The organism is Phenylobacterium kunshanense, from assembly GCF_003254525.1.
Taxonomy (GTDB): Bacteria; Pseudomonadota; Alphaproteobacteria; order Caulobacterales; family Caulobacteraceae; genus Phenylobacterium; species Phenylobacterium kunshanense.
This window is the reverse complement of record NZ_QFYS01000011.1, coordinates 12,327-31,429: the sequence shown is the minus strand read 5'-3', so window position 1 is coordinate 31,429 and position 19,103 is coordinate 12,327. Positions and strand designations below refer to the sequence as shown.

At 70.3% G+C, this 19,103-nt stretch carries 25 protein-coding genes; 16 read left to right on the top strand and 9 right to left on the bottom strand.

The genetic code is table 11. The annotated features are described in order from the left end of the window. Window positions 1-91 precede the first annotated feature (91 nt). Complete coding sequence (locus DJ019_RS18815; protein WP_111277950.1) at window positions 92-1,216, top strand: hypothetical protein; 1,125 nt, start codon at window positions 92-94, stop codon at window positions 1,214-1,216. Between the two features lie 18 nt (window positions 1,217-1,234). Here DJ019_RS18815 and DJ019_RS18810 read toward each other — a convergent pair whose 3' ends face one another. Beyond that, window positions 1,235-1,636: a response regulator transcription factor gene (locus DJ019_RS18810; protein ID WP_111277948.1), complete on the bottom strand. Its 402-nt coding sequence runs from the start codon at window positions 1,634-1,636 to the stop codon at window positions 1,235-1,237. Beyond that, entirely contained in the window at window positions 1,623-4,694 is a 3,072-nt protein-coding gene (locus DJ019_RS18805; protein ID WP_111277946.1) for a PAS domain S-box protein, read from the bottom strand. Before DJ019_RS18805 ends, DJ019_RS18810 begins: the two co-directional genes overlap by 14 nt. A 188-nt stretch (window positions 4,695-4,882) precedes the next feature. Between DJ019_RS18805 and DJ019_RS18800 the strand changes: the two genes are divergently transcribed. Beyond that, entirely contained in the window at window positions 4,883-5,071 is a 189-nt protein-coding gene (locus tag DJ019_RS18800; protein WP_111277944.1) for a hypothetical protein, read from the top strand. Here the strand turns inward: DJ019_RS18800 and DJ019_RS18795 are convergent. Next, the gene (locus DJ019_RS18795) at window positions 5,068-5,571 is read right to left on the bottom strand and encodes an arsinothricin resistance N-acetyltransferase ArsN1 family A (RefSeq protein ID WP_111277942.1); all 504 of its coding nucleotides are present in this window, start codon (window positions 5,569-5,571) and stop codon (window positions 5,068-5,070) included. The two genes, DJ019_RS18800 and DJ019_RS18795, sit on opposite strands and share 4 nt — an antisense overlap. Before the next feature lie 69 nt (window positions 5,572-5,640). On the opposite strand from DJ019_RS18795, the gene DJ019_RS18790 reads away from it, so the two are divergent. The 7 genes from DJ019_RS18790 to DJ019_RS18760 all read left to right on the top strand — a co-directional run bounded on the left by DJ019_RS18790 (window position 5,641) and on the right by DJ019_RS18760 (window position 10,630). Next, window positions 5,641-6,144, top strand: a complete 504-nt coding sequence (locus DJ019_RS18790) for an ArsI/CadI family heavy metal resistance metalloenzyme (protein WP_111277940.1) — start codon at window positions 5,641-5,643, stop codon at window positions 6,142-6,144. Window positions 6,145-6,203: 59 nt separating this feature from the next. After that, window positions 6,204-6,557, top strand: coding sequence for an ArsR/SmtB family transcription factor (locus DJ019_RS18785; RefSeq protein ID WP_111277938.1), 354 nt, complete (start codon window positions 6,204-6,206; stop codon window positions 6,555-6,557). Window positions 6,558-6,565: 8 nt separating this feature from the next. Continuing rightward, a complete protein-coding gene (locus DJ019_RS18780; RefSeq protein WP_111277936.1) occupies window positions 6,566-7,090 on the top strand; it encodes an arsenate reductase ArsC in 525 nt (174 codons plus the stop codon). 22 nt (window positions 7,091-7,112) lie between these two features. Further along, entirely contained in the window at window positions 7,113-8,162 is a 1,050-nt protein-coding gene (arsB, locus tag DJ019_RS18775) for an ACR3 family arsenite efflux transporter (protein WP_111278116.1), read from the top strand. Window positions 8,163-8,356: 194 nt separating this feature from the next. Then, on the top strand, window positions 8,357-8,932 hold the full coding sequence (locus tag DJ019_RS18770; RefSeq protein ID WP_240606544.1) for a DOMON-like domain-containing protein: 576 nt from the start codon (window positions 8,357-8,359) through the stop codon (window positions 8,930-8,932). Next, complete coding sequence (locus DJ019_RS18765; RefSeq protein ID WP_111277932.1) at window positions 8,929-10,131, top strand: exo-beta-N-acetylmuramidase NamZ family protein; 1,203 nt, start codon at window positions 8,929-8,931, stop codon at window positions 10,129-10,131. The genes DJ019_RS18770 and DJ019_RS18765 overlap by 4 nt, the downstream gene beginning before the upstream one ends. Before the next feature lie 109 nt (window positions 10,132-10,240). After that, the gene (locus DJ019_RS18760) at window positions 10,241-10,630 is read left to right on the top strand and encodes a response regulator (RefSeq protein WP_111277930.1); all 390 of its coding nucleotides are present in this window, start codon (window positions 10,241-10,243) and stop codon (window positions 10,628-10,630) included. An 11-nt stretch (window positions 10,631-10,641) separates the two neighbouring features. On the opposite strand, the gene DJ019_RS18755 is transcribed toward DJ019_RS18760, so the two are convergent. Further along, a complete protein-coding gene (locus DJ019_RS18755; protein ID WP_111277926.1) occupies window positions 10,642-11,607 on the bottom strand; it encodes a DODA-type extradiol aromatic ring-opening family dioxygenase in 966 nt (321 codons plus the stop codon). A gap of 132 nt (window positions 11,608-11,739) precedes the next feature. Here DJ019_RS18755 and DJ019_RS18750 point away from each other — a divergent pair, with 132 nt between their 5' ends. From DJ019_RS18750 to DJ019_RS18740, 3 genes are read left to right on the top strand one after another with little or no spacing between them, the layout of a single operon-like run. Continuing rightward, window positions 11,740-12,981 (top strand): acyl-CoA dehydrogenase family protein, encoded by a 1,242-nt coding sequence (locus tag DJ019_RS18750; RefSeq protein WP_205854209.1) that lies wholly within the window; start codon window positions 11,740-11,742, stop codon window positions 12,979-12,981. Window positions 12,982-12,991: 10 nt separating this feature from the next. Then, window positions 12,992-13,975, top strand: a complete 984-nt coding sequence (locus tag DJ019_RS18745) for a fumarylacetoacetate hydrolase family protein (RefSeq protein WP_111277924.1) — start codon at window positions 12,992-12,994, stop codon at window positions 13,973-13,975. A 38-nt stretch (window positions 13,976-14,013) separates the two neighbouring features. Further along, a complete protein-coding gene (locus tag DJ019_RS18740) occupies window positions 14,014-14,655 on the top strand; it encodes a TetR/AcrR family transcriptional regulator (protein WP_111277922.1) in 642 nt (213 codons plus the stop codon). Between the two features lie 274 nt (window positions 14,656-14,929). Here the strand turns inward: DJ019_RS18740 and DJ019_RS18735 are convergent, their stop codons facing one another. After that, window positions 14,930-15,190 (bottom strand): hypothetical protein, encoded by a 261-nt coding sequence (locus DJ019_RS18735; protein ID WP_111277920.1) that lies wholly within the window; start codon window positions 15,188-15,190, stop codon window positions 14,930-14,932. After that, a complete protein-coding gene (locus DJ019_RS18730) occupies window positions 15,190-15,396 on the bottom strand; it encodes a hypothetical protein (RefSeq protein WP_240606543.1) in 207 nt (68 codons plus the stop codon). Before DJ019_RS18730 ends, DJ019_RS18735 begins: the two co-directional genes overlap by 1 nt. 229 nt (window positions 15,397-15,625) lie before the next feature. Between DJ019_RS18730 and DJ019_RS18725 the strand changes: the two genes are divergently transcribed. The 4 genes from DJ019_RS18725 to DJ019_RS18710 all read left to right on the top strand — a co-directional run bounded on the left by DJ019_RS18725 (window position 15,626) and on the right by DJ019_RS18710 (window position 16,564). Beyond that, window positions 15,626-15,835: a cold-shock protein gene (locus DJ019_RS18725; RefSeq protein ID WP_111277919.1), complete on the top strand. Its 210-nt coding sequence runs from the start codon at window positions 15,626-15,628 to the stop codon at window positions 15,833-15,835. Window positions 15,836-15,905: 70 nt separating this feature from the next. After that, window positions 15,906-16,085, top strand: coding sequence for a hypothetical protein (locus tag DJ019_RS18720; RefSeq protein WP_111277917.1), 180 nt, complete (start codon window positions 15,906-15,908; stop codon window positions 16,083-16,085). Next, the gene (locus tag DJ019_RS18715; RefSeq protein ID WP_111277915.1) at window positions 16,085-16,297 is read left to right on the top strand and encodes a hypothetical protein; all 213 of its coding nucleotides are present in this window, start codon (window positions 16,085-16,087) and stop codon (window positions 16,295-16,297) included. The genes DJ019_RS18720 and DJ019_RS18715 overlap by 1 nt, the downstream gene beginning before the upstream one ends. A 21-nt stretch (window positions 16,298-16,318) precedes the next feature. Continuing rightward, the gene (locus DJ019_RS18710; RefSeq protein ID WP_111277913.1) at window positions 16,319-16,564 is read left to right on the top strand and encodes a hypothetical protein; all 246 of its coding nucleotides are present in this window, start codon (window positions 16,319-16,321) and stop codon (window positions 16,562-16,564) included. On the opposite strand, the gene DJ019_RS18705 is transcribed toward DJ019_RS18710, so the two are convergent. Genes DJ019_RS18705 through DJ019_RS18695 form a run of 3 tightly spaced genes read right to left on the bottom strand, consistent with a single transcriptional unit; the run spans window position 16,561 to window position 19,013 of the window. Then, the gene (locus DJ019_RS18705) at window positions 16,561-17,802 is read right to left on the bottom strand and encodes a cation:proton antiporter (protein WP_111277911.1); all 1,242 of its coding nucleotides are present in this window, start codon (window positions 17,800-17,802) and stop codon (window positions 16,561-16,563) included. The genes DJ019_RS18710 and DJ019_RS18705 overlap by 4 nt on opposite strands. Before the next feature lie 57 nt (window positions 17,803-17,859). After that, window positions 17,860-18,414 (bottom strand): DUF1697 domain-containing protein, encoded by a 555-nt coding sequence (locus DJ019_RS18700; protein ID WP_240606542.1) that lies wholly within the window; start codon window positions 18,412-18,414, stop codon window positions 17,860-17,862. Beyond that, window positions 18,393-19,013 (bottom strand): glutathione S-transferase family protein, encoded by a 621-nt coding sequence (locus tag DJ019_RS18695; protein WP_111277909.1) that lies wholly within the window; start codon window positions 19,011-19,013, stop codon window positions 18,393-18,395. Before DJ019_RS18695 ends, DJ019_RS18700 begins: the two co-directional genes overlap by 22 nt. Window positions 19,014-19,103 lie beyond the last annotated feature (90 nt).

Genomic DNA, 19,103 nt, shown 5'->3' with positions numbered 1-19,103 from the left:
TGATTCTTCGCGCAGCCGCTCGCCTTGGGCGGCGTATCGTCGGCGGGGGGCCGGCTCGTGGGGAAGGCGTAGGAACGCCTGGTAAGCTGACGTGGGCAAGTCGACCGACCGCACATACCGCAGCCTTCGAGGCCTGGAGAAGACCGCCTCCACCAGCCGCGTGCTGAACCTCGCGGCCCTGGCGGCGCGAAACGCCGACAACCCGGAGCATGAGGCGTCGCCGTTCTTCGTCGCCCAGACCCTGAACGGCTCGGTCATCGTCCGTCACCGTCTGCGCGATTCCGAACGCGAGGCGTTCGATCGGCTGCGTTACACCGCCACCAAGCTGATAATTCCGTTCGAGCGTTCGGACCTGGGCCTGGGCGGACGGTCCCTGTTCGTCAACGAGCGCGGCTGGCTCGACATCTTCGAGGAGCTCCGGGGCGACTACCCGGACTTCCCCCGCGACGTGGCCGTCCTGGAAGCCATCGACGAGCTGCCGTCGCTCGACCCCTTCCTCCTGCGCGAGCACATGAAGCGTCGGGGCTTCGACATCAGCCCCAGCCACTTCGAGATCTCGGCGCCCGATCTGGCCAAGATGCAGCGGTTCGTGGGGTCTGAGATCGCCAAGCTGATCGAGCTGGCCTACCGCGACGTGGACGGCATGGAGGGCAACGTCGCCCGTCTCGTCGAAGCCCTGCTCTCCGCGCGGACAGATGAGCGGCTCGAGCCGCTGCGCCTGACCCTGCGGCTGGAGCGGGAGCACTACAGGGAGGGGATCTTCGCCTGGAAGGGTTTCCTCTACTACAAGTGGGTGCTGAACAGCCTCTGGGCCGATATCCGCCAGGTCTTCAGCGAGCTCAACAAGGTCAAGGTGATCGGCCCGGTCGACGCCGAGACCGCCCAGGAGCTGGAACAGCTCAAGCAACGCCTGCGCCAGAAGATGGAGCGCCAGGTCAAGACGGTGATGAACCAGCTGGGCGTCTACGACCAGGTCTTCTCCCAGCTTACCGGCGAGGGCAACGCGCCCGCCTTCCGCGACTTCCTGCTCAAGTCGCCCGAGATGTTCCTGTCGCTGGGCGAGGGCTGCGGCCTCGTCAGCCACATCGCCACCTACTGGCGCTACCAGTTCCCCCGCGGGCGCCCCCTGGCCGCCAACGTGATGCAGCTGATGGACGTCCTGCAGGATTTCGAGCTCAGCCTGGGCGCTGACACCGACCACGAATATCTGACCTGACCGCCGTCAGGTCTTCGGTCAGGCTCCCGGCCGGGCCCGGGCGAACAGCCGACCGACCCTGGCGATGAGCTGATCGTCCCGGAACGGCTTCGACAGATAGTCCTTCGCGCCGAGCTGGATCGCCGACGCCACGTCCTCCGCGGCGTTGCGGGCGGTGAGCACCATGGTCGGCACTTTGTCGGTCAGGCCCTGGGCGCGCATGTTCCGGAGCACGGCGAAGCCGTCCAGCTTGGGCATGTTGATGTCCAGCACCATGGCCTCGGGACGGAAGTCGGACAGGCGATCCAGCGCCTGCGCCCCGTCCCGCGCGGCGCGCGTCTCGTAGCCCGCCAGTTCCAGCCGCGTGACGATGAGTTCCAGGATGAAGGGCTCGTCGTCCGCCACCAGCACCCGTCGGGCGCGGCGCTCAATGGGCTGCATGCGCCATCCCCTCCTCCTCCGCGCCGGGCCACTGGGTGGCCGCCGCGATCGCCGCATACATCTCGAGCGGCTGGATCGGCTTGCGCACCAGCCCGTCGAAGCCCGCCAGGTCGTCCTCGCCCGCGACGTCCGCGTCGGCGGTGAAGGCCAGGACCGGCACGTCCTGGTTGGGCCCGGGCTGCGAGCGAAGCCGCCTCAGCGCCGCGCGCCCGTCGAGCACCGGCATCCTGAGATCCATGAGCACCACGTCCACGGGCAGCATCGCCAGCCGATCCACGGCCTCCGCCCCGTCGGCGGCTTCGGCCACCTCGGCGCCGGCGACTTCCAGGATACGCCGCGAGAGCTCCCGGTTGGCAGGGTTGTCGTCCACCACGAACACCCGGATCCCGTCGATCGAGACCACCTCGCCTTCGCCCGCAAGCGCCTCCGGCAGCTCGGCCGCCGGCGCCGGCAGCTCCACGTGGAAGGTCGCCCCCTCGCCGGGCGTGCTGACGACGCCGATCGCGCCGCCCATCGCCTCGACGATGCCCCGGCTGATCGCCAGCCCCAGCCCAGTGCCGCCGTGCCGGCGGGTCATGCCGCCGTCGATCTGCTCGAAACGCTGGAACAGCCGCGCCTGCGACTCCGCGTCCAGGCCCGGCCCCGTGTCGGCCACCTCGACCGCCACGGTTCCCGGCCCCTCGCCGGGCCCCACCGTCAGGGCCACCGCCCCGTCGTCGGTGAACTTCACCGCATTGCCGATCAGGTTGATCAGCATCTGCCGCAGCCGGTCGCCGTCCAGCATGGCCGCGCGGGGCAGGCCGGCGCGCAGGTCGAAGCGCAGCTCCAGCCCCTTCTCCCCGGCCTGGGTCGAGAAGAGCTGCAGGGTCTCCTCGCAGACCTGGGCCACATCGGTCGGCCGCGGCCGGATCTCGAACTTGCCGGCCTCCAGCTTCGAGAAGTCCAGGATGTCGTTGACGATCGCCAGCAGCCCGTTTCCGGCCCCGGCGATACGTTTCACGTAGCCCCCCGCGGGGTCGGGCAGATCGAGCTCGCGCAGGAGATTCGTGAACCCCAGCACGGCGGTCAGCGGCGTGCGGATCTCGTGGCTCATGTTGGCCAGGAACTGCGACTTGGCCGCGGCGGCGGCTTCCGCCTGCGCCTGAGCCGCCGCGATCTCGGCTTCCTGCTCCACCTGCTTCTGGACGTTGCGGATCACGTCCAGGAAACCGGTCGGCTCGTCCGTGGTCGGGTCGCGGACCAGGGTGGCGTTCGACTCACACCAGGTCCAGCCCCCCGCCGAGGTCTTCGCCCGCCACCGGACGCGCGTTGAGCCGCCGTCCCGCAGCAGCTGGCCGAACGCGCGCATGACCGTCGCGACATCCTCCGGGTGGACCCAGTCCCTGAACGACTTGCCCTCGACGTCCTCGACGGCGGCGCCTTGGAACCGCACGTTCGGGCTGACGTACGTCGACCGCCCGTCCAGGCCGGTCACGATGATCATGTCCGAGGTGTTCTCGATGATCAGGCGATAGTGCGCCTCGCGCTCGCGCAGGGCCGCCTCCGCCGCCCGCCGCGAGGTCAGGTCCTGCACCTCGACCACGTGATGCTTGGGGGAGCCGTCGGGATGCCGCACCAGCGACATGGTCAGCTCGACCCAGATGTATCCGCCGTCCGCCCGGCGGTAGCGGCGCTCGATGGCGTAGGCCTCGATCTCGCCCGCCGCCAGCCGCTCGAACTTGCCCGAGGCGCGTCCGGCCTCGTCCGGGTGGGCCAGGTCCGGCGCCCTCAGCGTCAGGAGTTCCGCCTCGCTGAAACCGAGCATCTCGCAGAGCGCGCGATTCACCTCCAGGAACCGGCCGTCCATGTCGACCACGGCCTTGCCGATGGCCGCATGCTGGAACGCGGCGGCGAACAGCTCCTGCTGGGCCCGCCGCTCGGTTACGTTGCGCAGCACGTTCACAGCGCCAACCGCCCGGCCGGCGTCGTCTCGGATGATCCGCGGATTGCCCTCCAGCCAGACCCACTGGCCGGTGGCCGTGCGGTACCGGAGCTGCCGGTCCATCTCGAACCCGGCCTCGGGCGCCGCGCCTCCCGTCGCCTTGCGAGCGGCGCGAAGCCCAGCCAGGTCGTCGGGGTGGATCAGTTCCACGACACGTCGCCCGATCAGGCTCTCCGGAGCGTAGCCATAGGCCTGGACCGACGGCGAAACCCAGTTGATCCGGCCGCGGCGATCCATCCGGATCACCAGGTCGCTCATGTTGTCGGCGATCAGGCGGTAGCGGGCTTCGCTGTCCTTCAGCGCCGCCTCGGCCTCCCGCTCGGCGGTGAGATCCTGGATCTGCGAGACGTAGTAGAGCGGCGAGCCGTCCTCCCCCCGCACCGCCGTCACTGTGAGTCGCACCCAGACCGTCTCGCCGCCGGGCCGGATGTAGCGTTTTTCCACGTCGTAGCTGCCGATGGCGCCCGACTGAAGACGCCTGAGATGATCCAGGTCGTTTGCGAGATCGTCCGGGTGGGTGATGCTTTGGAAATCCCGCGCCAGCATGTCGGCCTCGGTCCGGCCGGCGACCCGGCAGAACGCCGCGTTCAGCCGCATGAACCGACCGTCCAGCGCCACCAGCGCCTTGCCGATCGGCGCATGGCGGAAGGCCGCCTCGAACAGCTCGGCCTGCTCGCGCGCCCGCGCCTCCATCTCGCGCCGCGCCGTCACGTCCCGGAAGATGTTCACGAAGCCGCAGACAGCGCCCGTGTCGTCGGTCAGGACCCGGGGATTGCCCTGGGCCCAGTAGCAGCCGCCGTCCTTGCGCAGGATCCGGTGCTCCCGCCCCGCCAGAGGATCGGCCTTGCCCTCGAGCAGGGCGGCCACGTTGGCGACGAAGTGGGGGCGATCCTCAGGGTGCACGAGGTCGAAGCCCGTGGTCCCGATCAGTTCTTCCGGCTCCCACCCATAGGTGCGGATCGCCGGCGAGATGTAGGTGACGGTTCCCGCACGATCGACGCGCACCAGCACGTCGCTGATCTGCTCGGCGATGAGGGCGAAGGCCTCGTCCCTCGCCGCAGCTGTGCCCTGACTCACGCGCGCTTCCTTAGTGTCGGGCCCCTAGGGCGCCATCGAACACGGTAAACGTCGCAGCCTTTCGAGGCGGTGAACGTGGCGCTCAACCTGTGGATGGCCCAGGCGTCCCTTCGTCGCAGCCTTCGGCGCCGACCGACCACCTGCGGCCACGCTTGCGTCGACGGAACGCCGGCGTAGATGGGGCGGCCATGAAGAAAGCTTCCGAGTACCGCGAACACGCCCGGGAATGCCGCGTCCTGGCGGCCCAGATGGATTCCGCCGACCAGCGCGACCAGCTCCTCCAGATGGCCGCGCACTGGGACGCCCTCGCCGACGATCGCGCCGACCTCGTCGAGAAGCATCCCGAGCTCGACAGCAGCCGGCCACCCGAAGGCTAATCCAGGTTCTCCGGGATCAGCCGCTCGACGATGACGGTGTCCATCCAGACCCCCTCCAGCTTGCCGTGCTTGCGGTGGACGCCGATCTCCTCGAACCCCATCCGCGCCATCAGCGCCAGGCTGGCCCGGTTCTCCGGGAAAACCCGCGACAACAGCTTCCAGAGCCCCTTCTCCCGCGCCGCCTCGATGAGCGCCCCCATCGCCGCCGCGCCGACGCCGTGCCCGCGGTGCGACCGCCGGACATAGACCGAGAACTCGCCGATCCCGCGGTAGCAGCAGCGGTCGGCATAGGGATGGGCCACCGCATAGCCCGCCACCTCGCCGGCCGGGTCCTCCACCACCACGATCGCCAGCGCCGTGTCGAACCAGGCCTCGATGGCGGCCACCGCCCGGGGCTCGGTCTCGAACGTGGCGATCCGGTCCTCGATGCCCTGGTTGTAGATCTCGGTGATCGCCGCCGCGTCCTCGCGGCGAGCCGGCCGCACCTTCAACCCCGTCATCGCGCCCCGCTTGACATTTCCATTTTTCCCGAAATATAGAATGACACATCAACGACGGAGATGGCCACCATGAAGCGCCTGCACCTGCACGTGAGCGTGCCCGACCTCACCCAATCCATCCAGTTCTACGAGACGCTGTTCGGCGCCGCCCCCACGGTGGTGAAGGACGACTACGCCAAGTGGATGCTCGACGATCCGCGGGTGAACTTCGCCATCTCCCAGCGCGACCGCGCCGCCGGCGTCGACCACGTGGGCATCCAGGTCGACAGCACCGCCGAGCTCGCCGAGCTGTCCTCGCGCCTGAAGGCGGCCGGCGCCCAGACCTTCGACGAGGAGGCCACCACCTGCTGCTACGCCCGCTCCGACAAGAGCTGGGTCGCCGACCCGGCCGGCGTGCGGTGGGAGACCTTCTACACCTTCGGCGAGGCGACGACCTACGGCGAGGACGAGGCCCAGGCTGCGCTGGAGGCCCAGGCTGCGCTGGAGGCCCAGGCCACCGGCGGCGCTTGCTGCGGCCCCAAGGCCGAGCCCGCCAAGGCCGAGACCCCGGCGGCCGTCAGCGCCTGCTGCTGAGCCGAGCTGTCACAAAACGGTCGCTTGGCGGCGTTCGAGACTTCTGGCAATCCCGAACCATGGAAACTCAGAACGCCGTCGGCGGCCTCGCCGCCCTCGCCCATCCGGGCCGCCTCGAGGTCTTCCGCCTCCTGGTCAAGGCCGGCGACGCGGGCCTTGCCGCCGGTGAGATCGCCCGTCTCACCGGCAGCCTGCCCAACACGCTCTCGACCAACCTCGGCATCCTGGCCGGCGCCGGCCTCGTCGCCTCGCGCCGCGAGGGCCGTTCGATCATCTACACCGCTGGCTACGACCGCATGCGCGAGCTGCTCGCTTTCCTCATGGAAGACTGCTGCGCCGGCAACGCCGCCATCTGCGCCCCCCTTGCCGAGGTCGCCAGCCGCGCCTGCGGCGCCGAAGGTCGCAGCTGCTGAGGCCCGCCATGACCAATCGCCCCTACAACGTCCTCTTCCTCTGCACGGGCAACTCCGCCCGCTCGGTCATGGCCGAGGCCCTGCTGAACCGTCTGGGCGAGGGCCGCTTCCGCGCCTTCTCGGCCGGCTCGTTCCCCACCGGCCGTGTCAATCCGCACACCGCGCCGATCCTGAAGGGCCTCGGCTACGACATCGCCGACTTCCGCTCCAAGTCGTGGGACGAGTTTTCCGGGCCGGACGCGCCGCCGATCGATTTCATCTTCACCGTCTGCGACAACGCCGCCGGCGAGGTCTGCCCGATCTGGCCGGGCCAGCCGATGACCGCCCACTGGGGCATCCCCGATCCGGCCGCCGCCACGGGCTCGGAGGCCGAGATCGGCCTCGCCTTCGCCGAGGCGGCCCGGATGCTGCGCAACCGCATCACCCCCTTCATCCAGCTCCCCTTCGACAAGCTCGACCGCCTGTCGCTGCAGGCGAAGCTGCGCGAGATCGGCCAGGCCGCCGACCAGCCGGAGCGCGCCGGTGACATCTGAAGCCTTGGCCGACAAGCCGGCCATGCCGGTCTTCGAACGCTACCTGACCCTCTGGGTCGGCCTCTGCATCGTCGCCGGCATCGCCCTTGGTCATTTCTTCGCGCCCGCCTTCCAGGTCATCGCCGCCGCCGAGGTGGCCAAGGTCAACCTCCCGGTCGCCGGCCTCATCTGGCTGATGATCGTCCCCATGCTGATGAAGGTCGACTTCCGCGCCCTCGGCGCCGTCGGCCGCCACTGGCGCGGCATCGGCGTCACCCTGCTGGTGAACTGGGCCATCAAGCCGTTCTCCATGGCCGCCCTCGGCGCCCTCTTCATCGGCTGGCTGTTCCGCCCCTGGCTGCCGGCGGGCGAGATCGACAGCTACATCGCCGGCCTGATCATCCTGGCCGCCGCCCCCTGCACCGCCATGGTGTTCGTCTGGAGCAACCTCACCCGGGGCGAGCCCAACTTCACCCTCAGCCAGGTGGCGCTGAACGACACCATCATGGTCGTCGCCTTCGCCCCCATCGTCGGCCTCCTGCTCGGCCTCTCGGCCATCACCGTGCCGTGGCAGACCCTGCTGCTGTCGGTCGGCCTCTACATCGTCGTGCCGGTGGTGATCGCCCAGGCCCTGCGCGGCGCCCTGCTGGCCCGCGGCGGCGAGGCGTCCCTGTCCGCCGCCCTCGCCCGCATCCAGCCCCTGTCGCTATCCGCGCTCCTCGCCACCCTGGTCCTGCTGTTCGGCTTCCAGGGCGAACAGATCCTGAAGCAGCCGCTGGTCATCGCCATCCTGGCCGTCCCGATCCTGATCCAGGTCTATCTGAACTCCGGCCTCGCCTACCTGCTGAACCGCGCCGCGGGCGAAGCCCACTGCGTCGCCGGCCCCTCGGCCCTGATCGGCGCCAGCAACTTCTTCGAGCTCGCCGTCGCCGCCGCCATCAGCCTCTTCGGCCTCACCTCCGGCGCCGCCCTCGCCACCGTCGTCGGCGTCCTCATCGAGGTCCCCGTCATGCTCTCCGTCGTCGCCATCGTGAACGCCAGCAAGGGCTGGTACGAGCGCGGCGCGGCGGTGCGGCGTGTCGCCGGGAATTAGATCCTCCTCGGTGTCATCCCGGTTTCCGCCACAGGCGGAAGACCGGGACCCAACCCGCTCCAGCACCCCACCCGCGCCGGACAGGCTCCACGTCCCTGGCCGAACCTGTCGCTCGACCTCTGCGCAAGCTGTGGGTTGGATCCCGGTCTTCGCTGCGCGAAACCGGGATGACATCGAGAGCGGAGGCTCGCGATTTGCGAAACACCCCGCCACCGCTACCCTCCACCCCCGTGCGCCACGACCTCCAGCCCCATCCGGACTTCCCCTGCCGCGTCCTCGGCGGCCTGACCGTCGAGGCCGCGCGCCCCGCGCCGAACGTCCTGCAGCTCCGCCACCGCCTCTCCGGCGTCACCGACGGGCTCGTCCTGCCGCCCACCGCCCCGCCCGCTCGCACCGACGAGCTCTGGCGCCGCACGTGCCTGGAGGCCTTCGTCCGCCTGCCCGGCGCGCCCGGCTACCGCGAGCTCAACCTCTCGCCCGGCGGGCCCTGGGCGGCCTACCGGTTCGACGGCTACCGCGAAGGGATGGCCAACGCCGACGTCCCCGCGCCTCACGTCACCACCGACCGAGACGGCGACACGTTCGACCTCGCCGCCGCCTGGACCCTCGACCTCCCTTCCGACCTCCCCTGGCAGGTGGCCGTCACCGCCGTGATCGAGGCCGCGGACGGCAGCATCTCCTACTGGTCCCTGCGCCATCCCGCCGCGCGGCCGGACTTCCACCACGCCGATGGCTTTGTGCTCGAACTTCCCCCAATTTCGGGGCCATGAGATTCGGCATCGACCGCCTGCTGGCGGACCCCGCCCTCCGCGCTCCCCTTGCCGGCCGCCGGGTCGCGCTGCTGGCCCATCCCGCCTCGGTCACGGCTGACCTGACCCATTCGCTCGACGCCCTGGCCGCCTGCCCGGACATCAAGCTGACGGCCGCCTTCGGGCCGCAGCACGGCCTGCGCGGCGACAAGCAGGACAACATGGTCGAGAGCCCGGACTTCGCCGATCCGGTCCACGGCATTCCGATCTTCAGCCTCTACGGCGAGGTCCGCCGGCCCACCGACGCCTCGATGGAGACCTTCGACGTCCTGCTGGTCGACCTGCAGGACCTGGGCTGCCGCATCTACACCTTCATCACCACCCTGCTCTACGTGCTGGAGGCGGCCGCGAAACACGGCAAGGCCGTCTGGGTGCTGGACCGTCCCAACCCCGCCGGCCGGCCTATCGAGGGCCTCACCCTGCGCCCCGGCTGGGAGAGCTTCGTCGGCGCCGGCCCCATGCCCATGCGCCACGGCATGACCCTCGGCGAGCTCGGCTGGTGGTTCATCCGCACCTTCAGCCTCGATGTCGAGTACCGCGTCATCGAGATGGAGGGCTGGGCGCCCGCAGCCGCCCCGGGCTACGGCTGGCCGCTGGGCGAGCGGGTGTGGGTCAACCCCAGCCCCAACGCCCCCAACCTCTTCATGGCCCGCGCCTACGCCGGCACGGTGATGCTGGAGGGGACCACGCTCTCCGAAGGCCGCGGCACCACCCGCCCGCTGGAGCTGTTCGGCGCCCCCGATATCGACGCCCGCGCGGTGATCGCCGAGATGCGGAGCCTCGCGCCCGGTTGGCTCGACGGCTGCACGCTGCGCGACTGCTGGTTCGAGCCCACCTTCCACAAGCACGTGGGCCAGCTCTGCGCGGGGGTGATGATCCACACCGAGGGCCCGGCCTACGACCACGACGCCTTCCGCCCCTGGCGGCTGCAGTCCCTGGCCTTCAAGGCCATCCGCCGCCTCCAGCCCGACTACCCGCTCTGGCGAGACTTCCCCTACGAATACGAGCTGGGCAAGCTCGCCATCGACGTGATCAACGGCGGCCCGCTGTTGCGCGAATGGGTCGACGACCCGGCCGCCACGCCCGCCGACCTCGACGCCCTGACCCTGCCGGACGAAGCCGCCTGGGCCGAGGCCCGCGCGCCGTTCCTGCTCTACTGAAGCGCCGGCCCTTTTCCATCGCCCCCACAATCGTTTACGGTGTTATCCACAAGGAGCGGGGTGACAGCGGGCGCCGGCCCGTTCTACAACTCCACGTCGAGGAGCCGACGTGCCGATCAGGATACTCATCGTCGACGACGACGACGCGCTGCGGACGGCCCTGTCGCGCACCCTGCGGGCCAACGGCTATGACGTCGACCAGGCCGGCGATGCACCCGAGGCGCTCTCGGTCATCGCCCGCATCACCCCCGACCTGATCCTCACCGACATCATGATGCCCGGCGGCGACGGGGTGGAGCTGATCAACGCGATCCGCGGCCGCTGCCCCCGCCCCGGCATCCTCGCCATGTCGGGCCGCGGCAGCATGGGAGCGCTCGACCTCCTGCGGCTGGCCGAGAAGCTCGGCGCCGACCTGTCGCTCTGCAAGCCGTTCTCTACCGACGAGCTGCTGCTGGCCCTCGCCGACCTGGAGACCCGCGCCCCCTTCGGCGGCGGCTGATCCGGCGCGTCCTACGCCGGTCCGGCCTCAGCGATCCCGAATCCGATCCCGACCTCCTTGGAGACTTCCTGAAAGATCGCCCGCGGCGCGGCGCCGGACGCGGTGAGCATGGCCTGGCCGGCCGCCACCCATGACTGGGTCTCCACCGCCCCGATTCCCGCCTCGTCCATCACCTGCTCGGGATCCCACCCGTCGAAGACCGACAGGTCGCCGCCGCAGAAGGTCGCCAGAAAGGCCTTGTCCCAGGCGTCCTTCAGGCCGGCCATCTCGGGCGTCACCTGGTCCTGGGCCAGCATCTGGGCGCCCATCCGGTGGGCCTGGATCTCGTAGTCGATCCAGGCCTGCTGCGGCACGTCGGCCTGCGCCTTGCCGTGCAGGATGTACGGACGCCACTCGGGCTGCACGGCGTCGATGGGCGGGAACAGGGCCGCCGGGTTGTGAGCCAGGCCGCCGCTGCCGAGGAACAGGATGCGCCGGTCGCCCAGGCCTCGCGCGAACTCGCCCACCGCCGCGCCCAGGGCGCGCGCCCGGGCATAGGGGCTGAACGGCGGCTGGATGCAGTTCACGAAGATCGGCAGCACGGGATAGCGGTCCACCCCGCCCAGCAATCGCGTCAGCGCCTGGGAGAACCCGTGGTCCACGTCCATCGCGAATGAGACGGCCGTGTCGACGCCGGACGCCCGGATGGCCCTGACCGCCGCCACCGCCAGGTCGCGCGGCACGTCCAGCCGCCCTGGCGTGCCGCCCACGTCCGCCAGCGCCGTCGCCTCCACGCCCACGCAGAAGGACGACATGCAGTCCATGTGCTGGCCGCCGTAGTGATCCACGCCGAACAGGATCACGAGGTCGGGGTCGAACGCCTCGATCCGGGCCCGGGTCGCGTCCAGCGCCGCCCGGATGTTCACCACCGACGGGCTTTCCCGGGCGGGAAAGTCGAGCAGGGGCGAGTGCGAGGCGGCGACCATCAAATACGGCATTCTTCCCTCCCGGCGGCTTCGGCGTCCGTCCGTCCCGCATCTTTGATCTTGTATGATCGCTCAAACAAGGCCTACTTGAACGATCATACAAGACGCGACCACGCAGGCCGCGCGACAAGGGAGGAAACGGCCATGGCCGATGGAGCGGCCGCGCTCGGCGGCGACCAGGTCACGCAGGACTACGTCTTGCCCGATCCGGAACAGGTGCGCCGGGGCGAGGAGATGCGCGAACGGGTGCGGGCCCTGCTCCCCACCATCGCCGCCAACGCCGGCAAGGCCGAGGCGGACCGGCGCGTGCCGGACGAGAACATCCGACTCCTGAAGGCGGCGGGATTCACGCGAGCGCTGCAGCCGCTGGCCTACGGCGGCCTGGAGCTGAGCCCGGAGCAGTACTGTCCGGTCGTCGTCGACATCGCCGGCGCCTGCGCGTCCACCGCCTGGGTCGCGGGCCTCCTGGCCCAGCACGCCCACGGCCTCGCGCTGATGTCGAAGGACGTCCAGGACGAGGTCTGGCGCGAGCCCGACACCCTGGTCTCCTCCTCGGTGGCCCCGATCAACGAGGCGGTCCCCGTCCCCGGCGGCGTGCGCCTTTCGGGCCGCTTCGGCTGGTCCAGCGGCTGCGACCACGCCCAGTGGGCCTGCCTCGGCTTCCGCATGCCGGTGGCCGAGATGGGCGGCATGATGCTTCCGTTCTACGCCCTCGTGCCGCGCGGCGACTATGCGATCGTCGATGACTGGCACGTGGCCGGCCTCTGCGGCACGGGCAGCAAGACGCTGGAGGTAAGGGACGCCTTCGTCCCCGACCACCGCATCGACTCGATCATCGCCATGAACACCGGCGCCTCGAAGGGCTTCGGCCTGCACGACGGCGGCATCTACCGGGCGGCCTTCGTGCCCTATTTCTCGTTCGGCTTCTCCGCGGTGGCCGTGGGCGTCGCCCGCCGGTTCCTCGAGGTCTATCGCGACAAGATCGCCGGCCGGGCGCGCGCCTACACCGGCGCCAGGGTGGCCGAGAGCGCCCCGGCCTACATGCGGCTGGCGGAGGCCTCCCACATGGTGCGCGCGGCCTACGCCACCCTCTCCCAGGACTGGCGCGAGATCGCCTCGCGCAGCCGCAGCGGCCGGCTGCCCTCGCCCGCCGAGCTGGCGATGTGGCGGACCAATCAGGCCTACGCCACCCGGACCGCCATCGAGGCCGTGAACATCCTCTTCAGCGGCTCCGGCGGCTCGGCGTGGTTCAGCCACAACGAGATGCAGCGCCTGTGGCGCGACGCCAACATGGCCGGCGCCCACGCCTATTCGGACTACGACGTGGCCACCCAGCGCCTGGGCCGCGACCTCCTGGGGCTCGACCCCGACATGGCCATCTATTGAGGACGCGGCGATGAGGTTCTGCAGCTTCGAGGCGGGCGGCCGCCGATCCTACGGCCTGGTCCGCGCCGACGGACGGATCGTCGACCTGAGGGCCCTCCTCGGCGCGGAGGCGCCGGCCAGCCTGGAGGACCTGATCGAAGCCTCCGGCGAAGGGCGGGTCGACCTGGCCGCCCTGGCGGCCCGCGCGGACGGCGCACCCGCCCTCGACCCGGAGACGGTGACCTGGCGCCCGCCGGTCTCCAGGCCGGGCAAGGTCGTCGGCGTGGCGATCAACAACCGCATGGGCCAGCAGGTGGCGTACCGGCCGTTCGCCGAGCCGGCCTTCTTCCTGAAACCCGCCACCTCGCTCACCGGCCACGGCGCGCCCGTGGTCGTGCGCGGCGACTATGGCCTCACCCACCCGGAGCCCGAGCTGGCCGTCATCATCGGCCGGCGCGGCAAGGCGATCCCGGAGGCCCGGGCCCTGGAGCACGTCTTCGGCTACACGATCATCAACGACATCACCTCGCCGGGCCTCAAGGAGCGCGACAGCATCGAGCTGGTCACCCCGCCCGCGGCCGGGGGCGGCTATCGCGATCTGATGAGCTGGCGGCGCGTGCGCGACGCGGAGGACGCCCGGTCGATCTACCTCACCTATCACGCGCTCTCGAAGGGGACCGACACCTTCGGTCCGATCGGCCCCTGGATCGTCACCGCCGACGAGATCGCCGACCCCAACCGGCTGGCGATCCACTCCTATGACGGCGAGGAGCTGGTGTTCGAGGACTCCACCGCCAACCTGACGTTCCCGGTGGAGCGGATCATCGCCCACGCCTCGGACTACATGACCCTGGAGCCGGGCGACATCCTCCACTGCGGCACCGCCATGCGGCCGGCCGAGGGCGGCCGGTACCGGGCGCTGACCCAGTGGGACCTGGCCCAGGCGCGCCGGCCGATGGCGATCGAGATCGAAGGCGTCGGCCGACTGGTCAATCCGGTCGAGTTCCAGCCCTGAATCGCGGCATCTGGAGCGGAGGCGATCGAGGAACCCGCATGGCCAAGGCCGCGCCCGACGAGGCTGACCAGGTCAACACCCGCGCGCGCATCCTCGCCGCGGCCCGCGAGCTGTTCGCCGAGCAGGGCTACACCGCCGCCTCGATCTCCAAGATCGCCAAGCGGGCCGGCGTCCTGGCCGGCTCCATCTACTGGGCCTTCGACTCCAAGGAGACTCTGTTCGCCGAGGCGCTGACGGCGGCGGCGGAGGAGTGGAAGCATCGCCACCAGCCGGCGGCCAACGATCTGCGGCTGCCCCTGTCCGGCCTCGGCGAGGCCATCCGCGCGACGGCCGCCGGCTTCGAGGACGGCCCCGAATTCCTGCGCCTCCTGATGGTGGTGGCCAGCGAGCACCAGGCCAGCGACCCGCGGATCCGCGAGGCGGCGGTCGCGGTGCGGCGGATGTGGCGCGACTCCCTGGAGCAGGCCCTGCTCCTCGACCTGGGGGCTTATGAGCCCGCGGCCGCGCAGGCGCTCGTCCGCCGCATCAGCCGGCTCGTGCTCCAGCTTCTGGACGGCGTCTTCATGTCCCTGCAGATCGAACAGACCGAGCTCTCCGCCGAGGCCCTGGTGCGCGACGCCGCCGAGGTGGCCCAGCGCGAGCTGGAGGTCGGCGTGGCGCAGTTGCCTCGGAAAGCCTGAACCGTCCGGGCCCGGCCTGAGCCCGGGTCCGCCCTAAGCCCGCAAAGGCGTCCGTCGCAGACCCGTCGGCGTTCGTCGCGCGCCGGGTGCGCCGCGAGCGCTCCGGCTCTAGCTCTCAATGTGGATGGCGCCTCGAACTGGCTTCGTGGAGGCGTGATCTGCCCCCCGGAGCCGCCGTCGCCCCACGCGACGGTCTGCGGAGCCGCTTAACCCGATGGGCGGCTCCGCGGTTTCGGGACCGGACGCCGCCGTACGCGCCCCGCGGGGCGCCGGATCAGGCCTCGCCGCGGACGAGCGAGCTGACGTCGACGCCGCCCTTCTCGACCCGCACGCCCAGGAAGCGCATCTCGCCCCCCGCATAGCTGATGTCGGCCACCGGCGTGCTGCGGTCGCGCGACAGCAGCGTCACATCCCGCAGCGTCAGACGCAGGGTCATGTCCTCGGGGGCGATCCCCTCGGCGATGGCCGCCTCGATCTGACTGCGGAAGCGGGAGTCGGGCGAACCCGTGGGCTTGGAAGCGACCTTGGCCATCATCAAGAGGCCCAGAATCCGTGCTCGCCGGAAATCCGCACCTCGCAGGGACGGCCTCCGTCCTGCACTTCGCGGGCGCGCCGGTTGGCGGCCGCCTTGGCGATTTCCTTGTCCCGGGAATGCCCGAAGGCGTCGCCGTCGTGCTCGACGCACCAGACGCCTTCGTGTCGTGTGACGGTCAGGACCGTCCGCTCAAGAACCATGCGCATGAAGCTTTAGTAGCACGACGAAGGGGCCATATTGCAAGATTTTTGAAAATATTACCTTGCCCACACAGAATATTTGCCGTATCTATTCCTGGTCAAATATCGCTTTGGCTCGCCTTCTTTTCCGGCCGAAATCACAAGTTTTAGCCGCGGATTCGACATCGACCCTCTCCGAAATTTTGATCTCAATGCCCATCTCGGGCGCGAGAACTCATGTCCGAAAGGGACGAATATGCAAAACGGCACCGTGAAGTGGTTCAACGGCCAAAAGGGCTTCGGCTTCATTCAACCTGAAGACGGCGGCAATGACGTCTTCGTGCACATCTCGGCGGTCGAACGCGCCGGCATGTCCTCGCTGGCGGAAGGCCAGAAGCTCAGCTTCGAGCTCGAGCGTGACCGCAAGAGCGGCAAGATGTCGGCGGGTCAGCTGCAGGCGGCCTAAGGGCCCCCGCGGTGGGCGGCTCCTCGTGGGCCGCCCTCCCCAATGATGGAAACGGCCGGAGCGCCTAACCATGACCACACAATACGACACCCGCCGCGACCTGCGCGGCTGGACTGTCTTCGATCGCTGGACCGGCCAGCCGGTCACGCTTTGCGGGGCCGAGCAGTCGGGCATGAGCTGGATCGAGGCGGATGACCTCATCGAGCGGCTCGGACGTCGGGCCGCCGGCAGTGACAGGAGTAGCCTCTAATGACCCCCGAACAGCAGCACCGCTGCACCGTCCAGATCCGCGCAGACGGCGCGCCCTACCTGGCCTTCGAGCCGTCCAGCGGGACCGTTTCGTCCTACAGCAACTCGCTGTTCACGCTCGATCTTCGGAGCGAGATCTCCGAGGCCGAGGCGCGCGACCTGGCCGACCAGATCAACCGGCGCCTCTGGGGCGTCTCGACCACCGTCTTCTGAAGACCAAAGGAGCGTCGGCGCATGGACATCAACCTTCTGAGCGAGGGCCAGCTCTCGGCCCTGCGCAACCTGTCCCACAAGAGCGCCGGGGCCCTCACCGCCTTCGTCAACATCGCCAACGCGCGCCAGCTCACCGAGCTCGGCCTCGCCGTCCGCAGCCGTCAGGGCTGGGACATCACGGCCGCCGGGCTCGCCCAGCTGCAGCGGGTAGACGGCGGCGACACCCGCGACACGACCCCCATTCCGTTCGCGCCGTCCGAGTCCTAGCCGGACTGCGGCTCGCCTGTGGCCCGCTCCACGGCCAGGGCCGCGGAGAAGCCGTGCAGCACCGTGGAGACCAGGATCGTGAAGGCGACGATCGCCCACAGCTCCGCCTCGCCCGGCAGCGCCGCATGGCTCCCGGCATAGGCCAGGTAGTAGATCGATCCCACCCCCCGCACGCCGTACGCCGCGACCACCGCCCGCTCGCGCCCGCTCAGCCGCGTGCCCGCCAGCGAGACCCAGCCGCTCAGCGGCCGCACCAGCAGAACCAGCGCCAGGCCCACCGCCGCGCCCGTCCAGGTCAGCGCCGGCAGGATCGCCGGCAGCGCCGCCCCCAGGCCGATCAGCAGCACGGCGGTCAGCGCGTGCTCGATCGTCTCCGAGAAGTTGTGCAGCCGCACGTGGAACGCATGGTGGCTCTCGCTCCGCCTGAGCGTCAGCCCCGCCGCGAACGCCGCGATGAACCCATAGCCCTCGGCGAGTTCGGTCAGGCCATAGGCGGTCAGCACCCCGGCCAGGGCGAAGACCCCGGCCTCGGTCTTCGCCAGCGCATTCTCCCGGGGCACGTCGAACAGCACCTTGCCCAACAGCCACCCGACGCCGACGCCGCAGGCCGCGCCGACCACGATCCGGTAGCCCACGTCCCGCCACGCCCATTCGCCCATCAACTCGCCCAGCGGCATCGCCGCCGCGGCCAGCGCCAGGCTCAGGTGGACGAAGGGGAACGCCAGCCCGTCGTTCAGCCCGGCCTCGGCGGTCAGGGTGTAGCGCACGGGATGCTCGCCGCCCTCGGTCGGCCGCCCCACCTGCACGTCGCCCGCCAAGACCGGGTCGGTCGGCGCCAGCACCGAGCCCAGCAGCAGCGCCGCCACCATGGGAAGCCCGGCCCACCACCAGCCCAGCCCCGCCACCGCCAGGATCGTCAGCGGCATGGCGATGGCGAGCAGCCGGGCGCTCGGCCCCCACTGCGCCAGGGGCGCCAGCCGATCGATGCGCAGGCCAACGCCGAACAGGCCGAAGATCACGCAGAGCTCGCTGACCACCTCCCAGGGCTTGGGCGAGGTCACCGGGTTCAGCGACGCCGGCAGATCGGGGATCCAGCCGAACAGTCCCGCGCCCAGCCCGATCAGCAGCGCCGAGGCCGCCGGCTCCCGCCCCGAGACTAACCGCGGCAGCCAGTAGGCCAGCACGATCGCCACGCCCAGGCCCGCCAGGATCAGGTGATAACCGGATAGATCGAACACGCCGTGAGCTCCGCTGTGGGCCCACTACGCGCGGGAAGCCCGGAGGTTCACCCGCCCCTACCCCGCCACCATCTCCCGCAGCTTCCCCACCGTGTTCCAGTTGCGCATCGTGCCGCGCACCTTCAGCCGGCGCTCGATCAGCACGTTCGAGAGCTTCGAAGTCCCCGCGCCGGCGGGGAACCACACGTAGAGGCAGCCCGGCCCGGCCCTCACCTCCTCGCCGAATGCGCAGGCGTCCGTCAGGACCTCGACGCCGGCCTGCGGCTCTGCGCTGAGGAACATGGCCATCAGGCGGCTGGGCTCGTCCTTCGCCTGGCGGGGAAAGGGGTTGGCGGCGATCACCGCCTCCAGCGCCGCCAGGTCGCGGGCCATCACGTCGGCGGCGAGGCCCAGGTCCTCAAGGATCCGCGCCTCCAGCCGCGCCGCCGCCTCGGCCGCCGGTAGGTCGGTCTCGAACACGACGTTGCCGCTGGCCAGCAGCGTCTGCGGCCGCGCGAGCCCCGCCGCCTCGGCCGCCTGCTTCAGGTCGGCGGAGAGCAGCTTGCGCCCGCCGACGTTCACGGCCCGCAGCAGGCCGGCCAGCCTGCGCGTCACTTCGCGTCGGCTTCCCATTCCTTGAACTCCGGCGTGTCCAGCAGGCGCTGGCAATAGGCGCCCACTTTCCCGTCGTCGCCGAAGTCGGTGAGCTTGACGCCATAGGTGCGGAAGCGCGTCGCCACGGGCGTGTAGAAGGCGTCGGCGATCGACCAGTCGCCGCACAGGAACGGCCCGCCCGACCTCGCCAGGATCCCGCCCAGGCCCTCGACGATCCGGCGGATGTTCTTGTGCGTCGCCTCGGACAGCGTCGCCACGTGCGGCTCGGACTCCAGCGCCATCGGACACTCCCCGCGCAGCGAGGCGAAGCCCGAGTGCATCTCGGCCGCCGCCGACCGGGCCAGGGCCCGCAGGGCCGGGTCCGAGGGCCACAGCCCCGGCGCCTTCTCGGCCAGGTATTCGCAGATCGCCAGCGAGTCCCAGATCACCAGGTCGCCGTCCTTCAGCACCGGCACCAGGCCCGAGGGCGAGTGCACGCGGATCTCGGCCTCGCTCATGTTGTTCTCCTGGCGCAGCTCCACCAGGGTCTCGGTGAACGGCAGGCCCGAGCGCTTGATCGCCAGCCAGGGCCGCAGGGACCACGTCGACCACTTCTTCGTCCCGATCACCAGTTCCATCGGCCCTGCTCCATGCTGCTGACTTGAAACACTTCATGTGTTGCGGCCGCCCGCGCGGCGCCATCTAGTTCGGAACCAACGACAAAATAA